Source organism: Anaerococcus porci, from assembly GCF_034090325.1.
Lineage (GTDB): Bacteria > Bacillota > Clostridia > Tissierellales > Peptoniphilaceae > Anaerococcus > Anaerococcus porci.
On record NZ_JAXDSU010000006.1, the window covers coordinates 25735 to 42865 of the forward strand.

15 protein-coding genes are annotated in these 17131 nt (G+C 30.8%); 10 read left to right on the top strand and 5 right to left on the bottom strand.

The window, feature by feature from the left end:
• Nucleotides 1-9: 9 nt before the first annotated feature.
• From SOR60_RS00875 to SOR60_RS00895, 5 genes are all read right to left on the bottom strand, one after another.
• Nucleotides 10-1119, bottom strand: a complete 1110-nt coding sequence (locus SOR60_RS00875; RefSeq protein ID WP_154541847.1) for a toxic anion resistance protein — start codon at nucleotides 1117-1119, stop codon at nucleotides 10-12.
• A complete protein-coding gene (locus SOR60_RS00880) occupies nucleotides 1112-2227 on the bottom strand; it encodes a 5-bromo-4-chloroindolyl phosphate hydrolysis family protein (protein ID WP_154541845.1) in 1116 nt (371 codons plus the stop codon). Before SOR60_RS00880 ends, SOR60_RS00875 begins: the two co-directional genes overlap by 8 nt.
• A gap of 128 nt (nucleotides 2228-2355) precedes the next feature.
• Nucleotides 2356-2868, bottom strand: a complete 513-nt coding sequence (locus SOR60_RS00885) for an IS630 family transposase (protein WP_320594969.1) — start codon at nucleotides 2866-2868, stop codon at nucleotides 2356-2358.
• Between the two features lie 5 nt (nucleotides 2869-2873).
• Nucleotides 2874-3407, bottom strand: coding sequence for a helix-turn-helix domain-containing protein (locus SOR60_RS00890; protein WP_320594970.1), 534 nt, complete (start codon nucleotides 3405-3407; stop codon nucleotides 2874-2876).
• Between the two features lie 21 nt (nucleotides 3408-3428).
• Nucleotides 3429-6290 (bottom strand): insulinase family protein, encoded by a 2862-nt coding sequence (locus SOR60_RS00895; protein WP_154541839.1) that lies wholly within the window; start codon nucleotides 6288-6290, stop codon nucleotides 3429-3431.
• Nucleotides 6291-6457: 167 nt separating this feature from the next.
• On the opposite strand from SOR60_RS00895, the gene SOR60_RS00900 reads away from it, so the two are divergent.
• The 10 genes from SOR60_RS00900 to SOR60_RS00945 all read left to right on the top strand — a co-directional run bounded on the left by SOR60_RS00900 (nucleotide 6458) and on the right by SOR60_RS00945 (nucleotide 16897).
• On the top strand, nucleotides 6458-7462 hold the full coding sequence (locus tag SOR60_RS00900) for a PTS sugar transporter subunit IIB (protein WP_176270255.1): 1005 nt from the start codon (nucleotides 6458-6460) through the stop codon (nucleotides 7460-7462).
• Between the two features lie 9 nt (nucleotides 7463-7471).
• On the top strand, nucleotides 7472-8284 hold the full coding sequence (locus SOR60_RS00905; protein WP_154541835.1) for a PTS mannose/fructose/sorbose transporter subunit IIC: 813 nt from the start codon (nucleotides 7472-7474) through the stop codon (nucleotides 8282-8284).
• 8 nt (nucleotides 8285-8292) lie between these two features.
• Nucleotides 8293-9222, top strand: a complete 930-nt coding sequence (locus SOR60_RS00910; RefSeq protein WP_176270256.1) for a PTS system mannose/fructose/sorbose family transporter subunit IID — start codon at nucleotides 8293-8295, stop codon at nucleotides 9220-9222.
• Entirely contained in the window at nucleotides 9223-9609 is a 387-nt protein-coding gene (locus tag SOR60_RS00915; protein WP_154541831.1) for a DUF956 family protein, read from the top strand.
• Nucleotides 9610-9919: 310 nt separating this feature from the next.
• Nucleotides 9920-11983 (top strand): elongation factor G, encoded by a 2064-nt coding sequence (gene fusA, locus SOR60_RS00920; protein ID WP_320594971.1) that lies wholly within the window; start codon nucleotides 9920-9922, stop codon nucleotides 11981-11983.
• A gap of 31 nt (nucleotides 11984-12014) precedes the next feature.
• On the top strand, nucleotides 12015-14006 hold the full coding sequence (locus tag SOR60_RS00925; protein WP_320594972.1) for an alpha-amylase family glycosyl hydrolase: 1992 nt from the start codon (nucleotides 12015-12017) through the stop codon (nucleotides 14004-14006).
• Nucleotides 14006-14545 (top strand): SGNH/GDSL hydrolase family protein, encoded by a 540-nt coding sequence (locus tag SOR60_RS00930; protein ID WP_154541825.1) that lies wholly within the window; start codon nucleotides 14006-14008, stop codon nucleotides 14543-14545. The genes SOR60_RS00925 and SOR60_RS00930 overlap by 1 nt, the downstream gene beginning before the upstream one ends.
• Nucleotides 14508-15335: a mechanosensitive ion channel family protein gene (locus tag SOR60_RS00935; RefSeq protein ID WP_154541823.1), complete on the top strand. Its 828-nt coding sequence runs from the start codon at nucleotides 14508-14510 to the stop codon at nucleotides 15333-15335. The genes SOR60_RS00930 and SOR60_RS00935 overlap by 38 nt, the downstream gene beginning before the upstream one ends.
• 1 nt (nucleotide 15336) lies before the next feature.
• Complete coding sequence (locus tag SOR60_RS00940; RefSeq protein ID WP_154541821.1) at nucleotides 15337-15564, top strand: DUF951 domain-containing protein; 228 nt, start codon at nucleotides 15337-15339, stop codon at nucleotides 15562-15564.
• A gap of 13 nt (nucleotides 15565-15577) precedes the next feature.
• Complete coding sequence (locus SOR60_RS00945) at nucleotides 15578-16897, top strand: glutathionylspermidine synthase family protein (protein ID WP_320594973.1); 1320 nt, start codon at nucleotides 15578-15580, stop codon at nucleotides 16895-16897.
• Nucleotides 16898-17131 lie beyond the last annotated feature (234 nt).

Sequence of the window (17131 nt, forward strand, 5' to 3'; positions counted from 1 at the left end):
CTCCTAACATTAATCTCTTTTTAGTAGATTTTTCTTTAGCTCACTTTCAAGTCTTTTAAGTTCATCCTTAGCTTGAGCTCTGTTTGCTCTACCTTCTATTTGGATATTTCTTACTTCTTCTATTGCAGAAATAAGGCTATCGTTTGTGTGCTTGATTGTATCCAAATCTATTATACCACGCTCGGTTGCCCTTGCTGTATCAATAGTGTTTTGTTTTAGCTTATCAGCATTTGACTTAAGTAGATCATTGGTGAGATTTGTTACTGCTTCTTGAGCTCTTATGGCACTTTCAGTATGTTTCATACCTAGGGCTAAAACCATTTGATTTTTCCAAAGAGGTATTGTGTTTACTATAGTAGTTTGGATTTTTTCAGCCATAATTGAGTTGGATGATTGCACCATCCTTATTTGTGGAGCCATTTGCATGGAGACCATTCTTGTAAGATCCAAATCATGGAGTTTTTTCTCAAATCTGTTTGCCATTGATTTCATATCATTTACTTTTTGAGCATCCATTGGTAGGTTCGACTCAGCGGCCTTTCTTTCAAGCTCTGGTATTTGTTCGTTATAGGTTTTTTGAAGTTTTCTATTTCCAGCTTCTATATACATAGAAAGCTCTTTATAATAGTCTTCATTTAAATCATACATTTGATCTAGCATAGAAATATCCTTAAGTAGGGTTATTTGATGGTTGTCCAAGGCCTTTGCTATTTCATCTATGTTTTTTTCAGTTGATTGGTACCTAAGTTTTAAACTTTCCATCTTAGATTTTTGTTTTTTGAAAAAGCCAAATACTCCACCTTCATCATCTTCATCCATGGACTTTATCTCACTTACAACATTATCTAAAAGATTTCCTATTTCTCCAAGGTCCTTATTTCTTACAGTATCAAGAGTTTTTTCTGAGAAGTTTGATATCTTTTTTTGGGCCCCAACACCATATTGTAAGATGATATTTGAGTCTGTAAGGTCAATTTTTTCTGAAAATTCTTCTATCTGTTTTAGCTCATCATCAGAGAAATTGATGGCTTTATCAATTTTAATTTCGTCTTTTTTCTCAATTTGGTCAAATCTTGGATCTTTGTCAGATCCATCTAGACTTAATTTAATATCACTCATTTTTACTCCAATCTTTTTTTAGGTAACCTTCTTGATTTAGTAGAAGTTTCATAGTATCTATGTCTGTTTTAATATCCATAGTCCTATCTTCCAATAATTCCAGTTGTATTTTTTCAAAAGCTTCGTTTATAGTAAATATAGATGAATCAATTTCTTTCATAGCAGAAAGTATATCTTTTTCATCACTTCCCATTATTTCATATTCTGTATAGGCATCTATTAGCTTTACAGTTGTAGGAAGATAGTAATTCATAAATTTATCAAGAGCTTGAGCTTTTTCTGGATATCTTTTTACAATATTTATTATATTTTGTATGGTCTTTTTTAATTCTATTACTTTTTCTAAAAAGGCTCTATTTTCTATTCTCGATATAGAAAGTTTTATTGAAGATAAGTATTGGTTAGAAGATTTAACCAAGTCTTCAGCTTTCTCTATGGTCACATCATCATGGGCGCTTTCAGCTATAAGCTTTTCCTTTTCATAAATATTTTCTTTTGGTAGTTTCATATTTTGGTTTTTATAAAGATTAAAGGTTGGTATATCAAGTAAAAATAAGGAATCATTTTCTACTATTCTTGCTTGTTTGAAATATCCCTTATCCATCATATATAAAAGCTCTTTTATAGTATCTTTTTCACTTTTCTGTACAGCTGATGCCAAATCTCTTATACTTATTACAGTATTATTGCCAAGTTCCTTTATAAATCTTTCATAGTCTTTTGATATAATATCTATTCTTTTAGCAAATCTATAAAGTCCTATTCCTACAACTGTAAAAAGCACAAAGAGATTAAAATCTGAAAAGCTAAAATCATCTAAGATAGATATAAGCATACCAAAGGATGTGAAGGCTGATATGCCGGAAAAAGTCTTGAAAAATGAAGACTTTGATTTTTCTGGTGGTTTTTGCACACATACCATAGGATCTTTTATGGGGATGACTGGCTTTCTCTCGCTTTTTTTATTTACAAAATTGATAGTATTTTCTATAAAATTATCAAGGCTATTCTTGACTTTTTCGCTTATATTTGAAAAATCCATATCAGCTATAGCTTTATTTAGGCTATTTTCCAAGGATTTTTCGTTATCTTCATTTAAATTATTCATAAATATCTCCTTAATTAAACTATACCCGAATATCAAATGAGTTTTATAAATCTAACATAAAAATTGATATTTCAAATATACTTTTTAAATCATCTTAAATCTAGAATTAAGATTGTTGATAGTTAATACTAATACCTATTTAACTCCATATATTGTATCCAATCTCTATGAGTTATACTTTTAACCATTTCTTTAGTAAGGTTATTTATAGTTTCACATAATCTATTTACAACATCTGTTAATGAATGAAAAAACTCATTTCTAAATCCCATTGACCTTATTTGTTTCCAAATTTGTTCTATGGGGTTCATTTCTGGAGTATAGGGTGGTATATGTATTATTTCTATGTTTTCTGGGATTTTAAGTCCATTTGATTTATGCCATGTTGCACCATCACAAACTAGTAGTATTTTATCTTCCTTATAATCTTTTGATAACTCTTCTAAAAACACGTTCATGCAATCTGTGTTGCAATAAGGAAGTACTAAAAAGAAATTTTCGCCAGTAATTGGCTCTACTGCACCATATGCATATCTATATTCCCTTATGTGGTGGCATGGGACTTGTGGTCTTATCTTTTTATTGCACCAGCAATATTTTGGCTTGTTTATGCGTCCAAATCCTGCTTCGTCTTGAAACATGATTCTTACTCTTTTATTCGGGTTAACGTTTCTAATTTCTCCTGTTTTGGATTTAATTTTTTTGAGGCTTCTATAGCCTCTTCGTTTGCTTTTTTGGGATGTCTACTCCTTGGCATTATTTTTCTGAATCCGTGTCTTTTTAGAACATAATATATTTGTCCATTACCTATAGAGTGACCAACTAGTTCTCGGTAAGCTTTTTCTATTTCTTTGGCTGTTATTATTTGACCTTTTTCTGCTCTTTCTTCGAATTGTCTTAAAAATTCTTTTTCCTCTTCGAATGTCAAATTTCTATTATTACCAATTCTTTTTTTATTTTTGAGTCCATCAATAGAACTTTTTTTATATTTTCTTAACCATTCAAAGATTGTAGACATTGCAACATCAAGCTTTTCAGAAATTTCTCGTGTTGTTACCCCTTGAAGTTTTAAAATCATTGCTTTTAGTCTAACTTCTTCTTTTTTATTGTTTGTATTTTTTCTGGCTTTTTCAAGCTCATAAATTTCTTTTTTTGTTTTTTCATCTATTATCTTTTTCATATTCTTATTATACGCTTTTAATTAGGTTTTAGTATAAGAGTCTATGTCTATTATATCATCAAATAAGTCTTTATTTTCTTCTATCATCCCCCTATTTCCAAACACACTTATATTATCTTGGTCAAAAATATATTTAAAATCATCTTTTAAAGCCTTTATATCAGAGATACTAGCATTTTTTATATCATCAAGCTTTTCTTCTATTTCTTTTATATCAACTTCTTGAATATATCTTATAAAGTCTGTTGAACCTTTTTCACTTAAAGACTTTGGCTTAAGATATGAACCCATTTTTGAGATTTTTTGATTAGTAAAGTCTCTTTGGTCAAGGTTCAAGTTTTCTAGAATTTCTGGGATTTTTTTGTAATTATCTATGGTTTTTTCTATATTAGGATCCCTATATGAGTAAGCTCCTATATTTCCATACTTATCAATCATAATTCCTGCACCATATGCTCCACCTTTGGCACGGATTAAATCATGGAGATATGGATTTGATAGGATTTGGCATGCAAAAGTTATATGATTTAATTTCTTTTGATCATTTTCTTTAAGTCTTGCTCCAATAGAAACATAGTTTACGTTGGCATCAGACTTTATGGCTTCTTTAAAATATTTATCATTAAAATCTATTTCTAAATCATTATAAGTTTTATCTTTAAATCCCTTAAACTTGTCATCAATAAGATTTTTTGAAAGCTCATAATCCTTATCATCTGATGTGATATTTAAAATATAATCCTTTGTGATAGCTTTTTTATATACAGATTCAAGCTTTTTTCTAAAAGTGTCAAAACTATTATTTGATAAATTTTCTATATCTTTTAAGAAGTAATAGTGGCCTATACCACTTAAGTTTTCTTTTATATAAGAAAGCTTATCAAAGTGAGCAAAGTTTCTGGTAAGGGCAAGCATATGTCCTGAATCATACATAGTCATTTCAAAAGAAGCCTTAATTTGCTTTATTAAATCTGTAAGTCTTTTTTTATCATCAAAGATTGAATTTTCTAAAATCTCCATAATTATATTAAGGGATGACTCATACCTATCACTAGTTGTCTTAAAATCTACTTTTAAAAGATTTGTAATTTTTCCATCTTTTTTCTTAAGGCTTACTATATTAAGATTAAATCCAGACATATTTATAGGGATTATATCATCTAATTTTTGGTAGGAATAGGATTTTGTATCTATTGATCCTAAATAGTCACTTATAAGACTTAAAATCTTTATTTCTTCAAGATTTAAATGATTTATATCAAAATAGATAGATGTATAAATCATTCCAGCTGTATCATAGGAGTGGTGAATGAATTTACCTTCTATATATCTTGGTATATTTTCGACTTTTGTATCAAGGTCTTCTATATCAAGTTTTGGGATAGTATCTTTTTCTTCTTTAGTGTCAGGTCTATTTTGAAAATCTTCTAAAATTTTTTCTTTTTTCTTAAGTTCTTTTATCCCATTTTCATCTAAACTTTTCTTTAAATTTTTAAGCTCTAAATTGATTTTCTCTTCAATTTTATTAAAGTAGTCTTTTTTAGGCTTTGCTACAAGGATAAGCTTGGTCTTGTTATTTAAGAAATATTTATTAAGAAATTTTTCATAATAGTCAGTTTCTATTAAATCACCTAGTTCATTTATAATGTCAATTAATTCAAGTGTTTCAAATATTTCATTATCAAGATTATGCATTAAGATATATTCAATTCCCTTGCTAGCTGAATTTATTTGATCTCTTTGAGAAAAGTCAAAAAGTGAGTGGGCAGCTTTTAGAGAGTCTTTTGGAATCTCCTTACTATAAGATTTAAGCTCTTCTTCGATTATTGCTATAAACTTATCCAGTTTTTTATCGCTTGCCCCTTGGGCTGTAATTTGGATAGATGAACGAGAGCCATATCCCAATCTTGCATAAAAAGCTTCTGGCTCAATTTCATTGTAGATTCTTTGGCTTATTCTTGAAGAATCAGAATTGATAAGGGCAATTGATAAAATTCCATTTGTAAGACTTTCTTTTATATTAGAGGACTCATTTGTAAGGAACGAATAGGTAAGGTATGACTTGTTAGGATCTTCCTTATTTGATTGGAAATCCTCATAAATAACCTTATCATAGGAATTTTCTTTAACACTTAAATCCACATCAATTTTCTTATATTCATATTTTGATAAGTATTCCTCATCTAGATTTTTTAAATATTTATCTATATCCATATCCCCATAGTAGAAAATATTGGAATTTGTTGGATGGTAAAATCTCTTATAGTAGTCTACAAACTCATCATATGTAAGCTTTGCAATATCATAAGGATTACCACCAGAGATATACTCATAACAGGAGTCTTTATAAAGGTATTTATTGATGTGGTTTACAATAATTGTATCAGGATTTGTCATAGCTCCTTTCATTTCATTATAAACCACGCCCGATACTTCAAGTTCTCTATCTTCATTAAACCTATAATTTCTTCCTTCTTGTAAAAATATTTCTTCTTTTTCTAATACCCTTGGATTAAATACTGCATCAAGGTAGACATCTTGAAGGTTAAAAAAGTCTTTCTCATTCTCGCTTGCTACAGGATAGACTGTTTTATCTGGAAAAGTCATAGCATTTAGGAAAGTTTGAAGACTTGAAGCTATCATATCCATAAAAGGTTCTTTAGTTCTATATTTTTTGGATCCATTTAAGACTGAATGCTCTAAGATATGGGATATTCCTTTAGAGCTTTCAGGAGGGGTCTTAAAGCTTATAGCGAAAGTCTTGTTCTTATCATCTGTCTTTATATAATTAATCTTAGCCTTGGTTTTCTTGTGTTCGTAAAGGTAGACATCAAGGCCAAGTTTTTCGTATTTTTTATTTTTTAATAATGTGTATTTTTCCATTGATTAACCCTTTCTTTATATTAATATGACTATACTCTCTTTTATATTTTATCTCATTAATAAGTGCTTTTTATATATCTTTAAAAATTATAGAAAAATTTAGCTTGCTAAGGTTTAAGCATATGGTGTAAACTGATAATGATATATCAATCAAAAGGAGGTATAAGATGATAGGTATTATACTAGCAAGTCATGGAGAATTTGCCGAAGGTATAAGACAATCAGGTGAGATGATTTTTGGTGAGCAAGAAAAGCTTGAAACAGCAGTACTTTTGCCATCTATGGGTCCAGATGATCTAAGGGCTGAGCTTGAAGAAAAAATCAAAAGGCTTGATTGCGAGGAAATTATTTTCTTAGTTGACCTATGGGGTGGAACACCATTTAATCAAGTTTCAGCCTTATTAAATGGTCACGAAGAAAACTGGGCCATACTAACAGGTCTTAATTTACCAATGCTTATAGAAGCCTTAGGCTCAAGACTTATGGAAGAAAAATCCCATGATCTTGCAAAAGTTTTACTAGAACCTGCCAAGGAAGGAGTAAGGACAAAGCCTGAAAGTTTGATGGATGACTATAATAATAAAAATATTTCATCAGAGAAACCAAGCAAAGATTCTGCTATAAGTCAAGGCTCAATTCCTGAAGGGACTGTATTAGGAGATGGAAAAATCAATATAGTTCTTGCAAGAATTGATACAAGACTTCTTCATGGTCAAGTTGCTACAAGTTGGACAAAATCTACAAATCCTGACAGGATTATTGTTGTAAGTGATAATGTAAGCAAAGATAATCTTCGTAAGTCTATGATTATGGAGGCAGCTCCTCCAGGAGTTAAGGCGCACGTTGTTCCAATTTGGAAAATGGCTGAAATATTTAAGGATACTCGATTTGGCAAAACTAGGGCAATGCTTTTATTTGAAAACCCAGAAGATGCTCTAGAGCTTATAGAAAAAGGGATTGATCTTAAGGAATTAAACCTAGGTTCTATGTCACATTCTCAAGGAAAGGCCTATGTTACAAGTACAGTTTCTATGGGCAAAGAAGATGTAAAAACCTTTGAAAAACTTCTAGATTTAGGTGTAAATATAGACGTTAGAAAGGTTCCATCAGACCAAAGAGATAATTTTACTAATATTATGAGAAAAGCAAAATCAGAACTTGGTTTGGCTTAAGGAGGAATTATGTCAACAATTACAGTTATTTTAATTGTTATAGTTGCCCTACTTGCAGGTATGGAAGGAATACTCGATCAGTTTCAGTTCCATCAACCAATAGTAGCTTGTACTTTGATTGGACTTGTAAGTGGACACTTAAAAGAAGGGATTATGCTTGGAGGAGCCCTTCAAATGATAGCCCTAGGATGGGCAAATGTAGGAGCGGCAGTTGCACCAGATGCAGCACTAGCTTCAGTAGCAAGTGCTATAATTATGGTTATAGCCCTACAAGATGGGACAGGAAATGTAAACAATGCTATAAATACATCTATAGCTATAGCAGTTCCACTTTCAGTAGCAGGATTATTCTTAACAATGATAGCAAGAACACTTGCTATTCCTATAGTTCACGGAATGGATTCAGCAGCAGAAAAAGGAAACTTTAGAAAGATTGAAATACTTCAAATATTAGCTATCCTAATGCAAGGTTTAAGAATAGCTATACCAGCTTTTGCCCTTTGCTTTGTATCTCCAAAGGTTGTTACGTCAGTATTAAATTCTATGCCTGATTGGCTAAATCATGGTATGGAAGTTGGTGGAGGTATGGTTGCAGCAGTAGGTTATGCCATGGTAATAAATATGATGAGCACTAAGGAAACCTGGCCATTTTTTGCCATTGGTTTTGTATTTGCAGCAATACCACAACTTACCTTAATAGGACTTGGTGTTATAGGCTTTGCCATAGCTCTAATTTATTTGAAACTTAAAGAATCATCTTCATCAAATGGAGCCTCTTCAAATACAGGAGACCCACTTGGTGATATTATCAATGATTATTAGGAGGAAATATGACTGAAGCAAATGAAAAAAGAATACAATTATCAAGATCTGATAGAATAAAGGTATTTAACCGTCATCAATTTCTTCAAGGATCTTGGAACTACGAACGTATGCAAAATGGTGGTTGGTGCTATTCTATAATTCCAGCTATTAAGAAACTATACAAAAGTCCAGAAGATAGAAAAGCTGCTCTAAAAAGACACATGGAGTTTTATAATACTCATCCATACTTATCAAGTCCAGTTATGGGAGTAACTCTTGCTATGGAAGAAGAAAGGGCAAATGGAGCAGCTATAGAAGATAAGACTATAAACTCTGTAAAGGTTGGTATGATGGGACCTTTAGCAGGAGTTGGAGATCCTGTATTTTGGTTTACAGCAAGGCCTATTATAGGAGCTTTGGGAGCAAGCTTTGCCTTATCAGGTTCAGCTCTTGGACCACTTATCTTTTTTGTGGTATGGAATATCATAAGAATGGTATTCGAATGGAAGACTCAAGAATTTGGTTATAAGGTAGGAAATGAAATAACAAAAGACCTTTCTGGTGGACTTTTGGGCAAAATTAATTTAGTTGCCTCAATTGTAGGTATGTTTATAGTAGGAGCTTTGGTACAAAGATGGGTAAATGTAACATTTACAGTAAATGTATCAGAAGTAAGCCAACAAGCAGGCTCCTTTATAGATTGGAACTCAATCTCACAAGGTACTGAAGGAATAAAAGAAGCTTTGAAACTCTACTCTTCGCTTGGATCAGATGGACTTGAGCAAGTTAAGGTTACAACCTTACAAGAGAACCTAAATTCACTCATACCAGGGCTTGTACCAGTGCTTTTAACCCTAGGTATATGTAAGCTTTTAAAGAAAAATGTATCACCAATTACTATAATAGTTGCTCTATTTATAATAGGAATTGTTTCAAGCTTTTTTGGAATAATGTAGATGGTAGAAAGTAAAAATAAAAGTGTTGATTTGACCATTAAGGGAAGATTTCTTAATGGTCTAACATCAGATGGTAATATCATGGTAGGTGATAAGGCCTTTGAATATTATAATGAAAAAAATATAAAAGATTATATTCAAATCCCATATAAAGAAATTTCTTATATAAGTGCAAGTGTGATTTTCAAGAAAAAAATCACTCGTTTTGCAATCCACACCAGAAGTAGTGGATACTTTATCTTCACTACTACAGATAATAAAAAGACCTTGAGAGCAATAAATAAATACCTAGACTCAGACAAATTAAGAAGGTCTCTATCATTTTTTGAAGTTATAAAAAGAGGAATAAAAAATTTAATAAATAAAAGAGAAACTGTTGTAAAATAATGAATTTTTATCTTTGTATTATTACAAGTTACTCATAGATGATTTGAACACAAACTTACTGTTTGTCGATTTTAAGTTATTGTAGAGGAACTTGTAATAATTTTGCAAAGATTAATTATTATGCAGCAGTCTTTTTTTATAAGGAATGTTATTTAAATGGAAATACTTCAAGTGTTTTTTGCAAAAACATTTGCAAAGCTCTATATTATGAAAATAAATGAAAATATATTAGTAAATTTTAGGAAAATGGGTATAAATTATTTAGAAGACTAAAAAATGTTTTCATCGACAAAACGGAGGTTATTTTATTATGAAAGACTATAAAACAAACAAATTAAGAAATTTGAGCTTGGTTGGCCATTCAGGGGCCGGAAAGACCAGCCTAACAGAGGCTTTGCTTTTATCTACAAAGGCAATTAATAGGGCTGGGAAGGTAAGTGAAGGAAACACAGTTTCTGACTATGAAAAACAAGAAATCAAAAGAGGTATTTCTATTCAAACTTCGATAATACCTGTTGAGTACGGAGATTATAAAGTTAATTTTATAGATGCTCCTGGGTTTTTTGACTTTGAGGGAGAAGTTTTAAACGCTCTTAGAGCAAGTGAATCTAGTTTGTTTGTAATAGATGGAGAAAATGGAATAGAAGTAGGAACAGAAAAATATTGGAAATATACAGAAAATATTTCTCTACCAAGAATTATCTTTGTAAATAAGTTAGACAAAGAAAATGCTAACTTTAACAAAGTAGTAAGTGACCTACACATTGAATTTTCGAAAAAAATAATCCCACTAACCTTGACCCTTGGTGAGGGTGAAGAATTTGAAGGTTTAATCGATGTTATAGATAAAAAGGCTTTCAAATACACTAATGGTGTAGCTGAAGAAGTTGAAATTCCAGAATTAAGGAAAGAAGAAGTAGATACTGTTTATGAAGAAATCCTTGAAGTTGTAGCAGAAAGTGATGATACTCTTATGGATAAGTATTTCTCAGGAGAGAAATTCACTAAAGAGGAGTTCAAAGAAGGATTTAGAAAAGCAATAATAGATGGTAGTGCAGTTCCTCTTTTAGCTGGAAGTGTCGAAAAATCTATAGGTCTTGATCTTTTGCTTGATATTATCACAAGATTTATGCCATCTCCTGACCATGCTGATGCAAATATAGGTTTTAGAGTTAAAGATGGATATGAAGGATTTGAAGTCAGTGAAGATAGTCCTTTTTCAGCTGTAGTATTTAAGACGATAGCAGATCCATTTTTAGGTAAGATTTCAATATTTAAGGTCCTATCAGGTATAATAAATAAGGATGATAATTTCTATAATATCAGCAAAGAAAAGGAAGCAAAAGCGTCAAATATTTTCTTCTTAAGAGGAAAAGAACAAATTAAAACAGATAAGGTTATAGCAGGAGATATAGGAGCATTTTCAAAACAAGAAAGTTTACAAACTGGGGATAGTTTATGTACTAAGGATAATCCTATAGAATATAAGAAGATAAAATATCCAACACCTGTCCTATCTTATGCAATAGAGGCCGAAAGTAAAAATGACGAAGATAAGATTTCGTCTGCTCTTAAAAAATTAGCAGAAGAAGATCCAACCTTTAGAGATGAAAGAAATGCAGAAACACATCAAGAAGTCTTATCAGGACTTGGTAATGTGCAACTTGAAGTTTTAATGGATAAATTAAGAGATAACTATTCAGTAAATACCAAGGTAGTAGAACTTAAGATTCCTTATAGAGAAACTATAAAAGGTAAATCTGATGTTCAAGGAAAGCACAAAAAACAATCTGGTGGAGCTGGACAATATGGAGATGTATTTATAAGATTTGAACCATGTGATGAAGAGTTTGTCTTTGAAGAAGAAGTATTTGGTGGAGCAGTTCCTAAAAACTATTTTCCAGCTGTAGAAAAAGGACTTTTGGAGTCAATGGATGAAGGTCCTCTAGCAGGTTATAAGGTGGTTGGAATTAAGGCGACTTTATATGATGGATCTTACCACCCAGTTGATTCTAATGAACAAGCCTTTAAATCAGCTGCAAGAATTGCTTTTAAAAAAGGGATTGAAGAGGCAAAACCTATTATTCTTGAACCTATAATGAAACTTGAAATCAAAGTTGATGAACAATATATGGGTGATGTTATGGGAGATATGAATAAAAGACGTGGTAGGATATTAGGTATGCAATCACAAGAAGATGGTAGCCAAGTAATTTCTGCCTTAGCACCACAAAGTGAAGTTTTGACCTATTCAATTGACTTAAGGTCAATGACTCAAGCTCGTGGCTCATTTTCAATGGAGTTTGAAAAATATGAAGAAGTTCCAAAGGAATTGACTGATAAGATAATAGAAAAGAGCAAAGAGGAAAAATAAAAATAATATTATAGAAAAAGAGGCAAAGAAAATGAAGGACTGGAAGATTTTGGAGATAGATCCTTGGATTAAGGATTATAAAAGTGATATAGATCTTAGGATGGAAGAATTTAAAAAGCAAAAGTCAAAACTTTTAAAAAAGGGAGAGAAACTTAAGGACTTTGCTAATGCCCATAACTATTATGGAATCCACAAAACAAGAACTGGTTGGGTTTACAGAGAATGGGCCCCAAATGCTAAGGGACTTTATTTGATTGGAGACTTCAATAATTGGGATAGGTATTCTCATCCTTTAGAAAAAATAAATAATGAAGATTGGGAAATAAACATAAAGGGAATTAGAACTATTCCTCATAAGTCAAGAATTAAGGTTATGATTGACTATGGGGATAGGACTCAAGATAGGATTCCTTTATATGCAAGAAGGGTTGAAAGAGATGAGAATCTAGATTTTTCTGCAGTGGTTTTAAATCCTAGAAAGAAATTTGAATGGACAGATGAGAAATTTAAGACTAAAAAGGATAATCTTTTAATCTATGAAACCCACATAGGTATGGCTCAAGAAAAAGAAGGCATAGGTACTTACAAAGAGTTTGAGAAAAACATACTCCCAAGAATAAAAGACGAAGGATATAATACAGTACAATTTATGGCCATAGCAGAGCATCCATACTATGGATCTTTTGGCTATCAAGTTTCAAACTTCTTTTCACCATCTTCTTGGTATGGTGAAAATGATGAATTAAAATCTCTAATAAATAAGGCTCATGAAATGGGTCTTAACGTAATAATGGATTTAGTTCATTCTCATGCTGTTAAAAACACTAATGAAGGTATAAATGAGTTTGATGGAACAGACTACCAATTCTTCCACAAAGGTGAAGAAGGTAATCACCCTGATTGGGATTCTAAATTGTTTGACTATGCTAAACCTGGAGTTTGCCACTTTTTACTATCAAATATAAAATATTGGCTTGAAGAATATCACTTCGATGGTTTTAGATTTGATGGTGTTACATCAATGATTTATAAAAATCATGGAAGAGGAGTAAGCTTTGATAATTACTCAAAGTACTTTTCTATGAATACAGATATAGAGGCTATAAATTACTTGCAAATGGCCAATGAGCTTATAAGAGAGATAAAAAAAGATGCTATAACCATAGCCGAAGATATGTCAGCTATGCCAGGGATGTGTCTTCCTATTAAATATGGTGGCATAGGCTTTGATTATAGATTATCAATGGGAATGCCGGATTTTTGGGAAAAAACTCTCTCAATACGAGATGAAGATTGGGATATGGGCAAGATGTGGTATGAGTTATCAACCTACAGACCAGAAGAAAAAAGAATAGCCTATGTAGAAAGCCATGACCAAGCCTTAGTAGGTTCAAAAACTACTATTTTTAGACTTGCAGATTCTGCAATGTATTGGGATATGGAAAAAGATAAACACTCTATAGTAATTGACAGAGCCATAGCTCTTCATAAGATGATAAGGTGGATTACCATATCTATGGGAGCTGATGCTTATCTTAATTTTATGGGCAATGAATTTGGTCATCCTGAATGGATTGATTTTCCAAGAGAGGGAAACAATTACTCCTACCACTATGCAAGAAGGTTGTGGTCTTTGGCTGATAATGGATTATTAAAATATGAATGGCTTTTAAATTGGGATAAGAGAATGCTTGAAAATATCAAGGATAATAATCAATTAGGAAATGATATATTTAGATTATGGCTTGATAATGATAGAAAAGTTATAGCCTATAGAAATAATGACTTGGTCTATATTTTTAACTTCCACCCACAAAACTCTTATGATTCATTTCAAGTTCCAATCCACGATAAGGGAGAGTTTAAGGTGGTTCTAGATACAGATGATATAGAATTTGGAGGACTTGGAAGGATTTCTAAAGACTATGTATATGAGTCTAAGAATCTTGAACATACTGATTATGATGGAATTGAAATATATCTACCATCAAGAACAGCCCTTGCCTTAAAGAAGGTAAAATAATGAAAGTAACAATAGTTGGAGATTCCTTTTCTAAGGGATACTTAATCAACAACTCTTATGCCCGCCTTTTATCAAAGGCGGGTTTTAGTGTTTTAAATATATCAAAAAATGGAGCGACAAGTTCAGACTGCTTTAAGATGTTTAAAGAAAGAAGAGAATATGAATCAGATGTTTTAATTGTTTTTGTTGGTGTCAATGACTTTTATCAGGGGATAAGTGCGAAATTTGCATATAATAATGTCAAAAGTATATTAGAATTAAGTCTAGCTAAGAAAAAAATTTTAATTCTTCCTCCTTTTATAGAAGAGGAAACTTGCTTTAGTCCATATGAAACCATAAATAATAAGATTGATTCTTATGATGAAAGCTTGAAAGAACTTGGCGACTATCATATAGATGGTAGGAATATTCCCGGAAGATATCTAGATGGACTTCATATGGCTGAGGATTTTCATGAAAATCTTAGCAAAGAAATTATTAAAATATTAAAAGAGGTAGAGGATGCTAAAAAAAACACTAGAAAAATTCATAGAAAATGAGATAATCCTTGATATAGTTTCTATCTTAATAGTTATAATAGTGGCTAAAATATTTTTAGCTATTTTAAGTTCAATAATACAAAAGACCTTAGATTCTAAAAAAAGAATCTCCGTTTTGAATTCAAATAAATTTGAAACCCTATCAAAATCTTTGCATTCATTTGCAAGATTTGTGGTTATATTCTTTGCAATAACTATGATTTTAAACATAATAGGAATAAATACAAGGTCAATTTTAGCAACTGCTGGTATAGGAGGTATTGCAATAGCCTTCGGTGCCCAAAGCATAGTTCAAGATTTTATTAAAGGCATGTTTATAATTTTGGATGATACAATAAGAGTTGGAGATTGGGTTAAGGTAGCTGGAATTGAAGGAGAAGTTGAAAGTGTTGAACTTAGAAATACAAAAATCAGAGATTATGATGGCTCATTACATGTCATACCAAATTCTCAAATATCTAGTGTAAAAAACTATAATAGAGGATTTCAAAAAGCTGATGCTTATTTTAATGTCTCATATGATACAAAAATTGATGAGGTAATGGATCTAATAAATACAGTATCTCAAAAGCTTTTAAGCGATAAGGAATATAAGAACTATTTTATAAAAAAACTTCAGTTTTTTGAAATAAATGAATTTTCGGAACTTTCTTATAGGATAAGGGTAACTAGCACAGTTAAGGCGGGAAGCCAATGGATGGTGGCTAGAAAAATAAGACTTCTCCTAAAAGAAGAGATTGAAAAGAGAAATGTTAAAGCATCTGAACTTGATATTAAAAGTGGAGATTAATATGAAAAAATATAAGTTAAATGATATAGTAAGCCTAAAAAAAGGTCACCCATGTGGAGAAAATAAGTGGAAAATTGAAAGAATGGGTGCTGATATGAAACTTAGGTGTTTAGGTTGTGATAAGATAGTATGGATGAAACGAATTGACTTTGATAAGAGGATTAGAAAAATCAAGGATAAAAATGATAAATTTGTTTCAATAGTAAATTACAACCCAGAAGAAGATTAGGTGATAAGAATTAATGATAAATAATAAGATAAAAGAATATTTACTTGATGAAATCAATAAAGACTTTAAAAAATATAAAAAAGATTATAAAAAACTATTAGATAATAGGAAATCCTACGGAGCAACTTACAAAGAAGAAGTATTACCAACCTTGTATGATGCTTACTTTTATAGTGACGAGGATTTTAATAGATATAAGAAAATGATTGATATCTTAATGTCTATAGTAGAAAAAGTCACCAAAGAATATGTAAGAAATGAAGAATATAGAAAGTTATTTTCCCTAGATTCCTTAAGTGAGAAACTTATATTAAAAGATCCAGGTTATGACATATCAACACCGATAGCAAGGTTTGACGTGATGTATGATGGTCGTGATGAGTATAAATTTTGTGAACTAAACACAGATGGGTCTTCTGCAATGCTTGAAGATAAGTCCTTACAAAATTTAATAAAAGATAGCGAAATTTATAAGAAACTTTTAGAAAAATACAAAATAAGCTATTCTGACTTACTCCAAACTTTAGTAGATTCTATAGAAAGTTTATATAAATCTATAAAGGGAGATAGAAAGATAAATATCGCAATAGTAGATATAGTAGAATTTGATAATATTGAATTTAGAACTATAAGGGATTTATTTATAAAAAAGGGTCATAATTGTAAAATAGCTAATCTCAAAGACTTAAAAAGAAAAGATGGTGGTCTATATATTGATGATATGAAAATCGACCTAGTATATAGAAGGCTTGTAACAAGCGATCTTATAGAAAATAAGGAGATAGGAAAGGACTTCATAGACTCCTACTTAAATGATGAGATTGTCACAATAGGTTCATTTAGGTCAACACTTTTTTATACTAAAGATATATTTAGAATACTAAGACTTGAGCAAACAAAGAAAATTCTAACAAACGAAGAAAATCTTTTTATAGAAAAACATATACCTTTTACAGAAAAACTAATATACGAAAGAGACAAAGAAAAACTACTTGAAAATAAAGATAAGTATATATTAAAGCCAATTCAAGGTTACGCATCTCATGGGATTTATGTAGGTAAAGAAGAGGATAAAGAAAACTTTGAAAAAATCTTAACCAGTATAAAGAATAAAAACTATATTTACCAAGAATATTATGAGGTAGAACCACTAAAATTCATAGAAGTAAAAGAAGATAGGGCGATAATTACAGACTTTTCATTTGTGACAGGATTGTTTGCCTATAATAAAAAATTTATAGGACCATATATGAGAATAGGAAATGCTGCTTTAATTAGCTCACTTAGGGACTACTATGTGGTAAGTTCTATGAATGTAAAAGAAAATAAATAAATATTTGACAAAACAAAATAAAAATAATATACTAATATAGCTATCAAAAAGATAGCTATATTTTATTGATATTAAAAGCCAAATTGCGAAAAGAAAAAAGCAAAGAAGCGAAAGAGCAAGTCAAAATAAAAAAACAAAAAAAGACTTGACAAAACAAAATATCAAATGTATATTATAATAGTCGTCACTGAGAAAGAAGAGTCAAAAGAAAAGAAACTTGAAAAAAGTTAATAA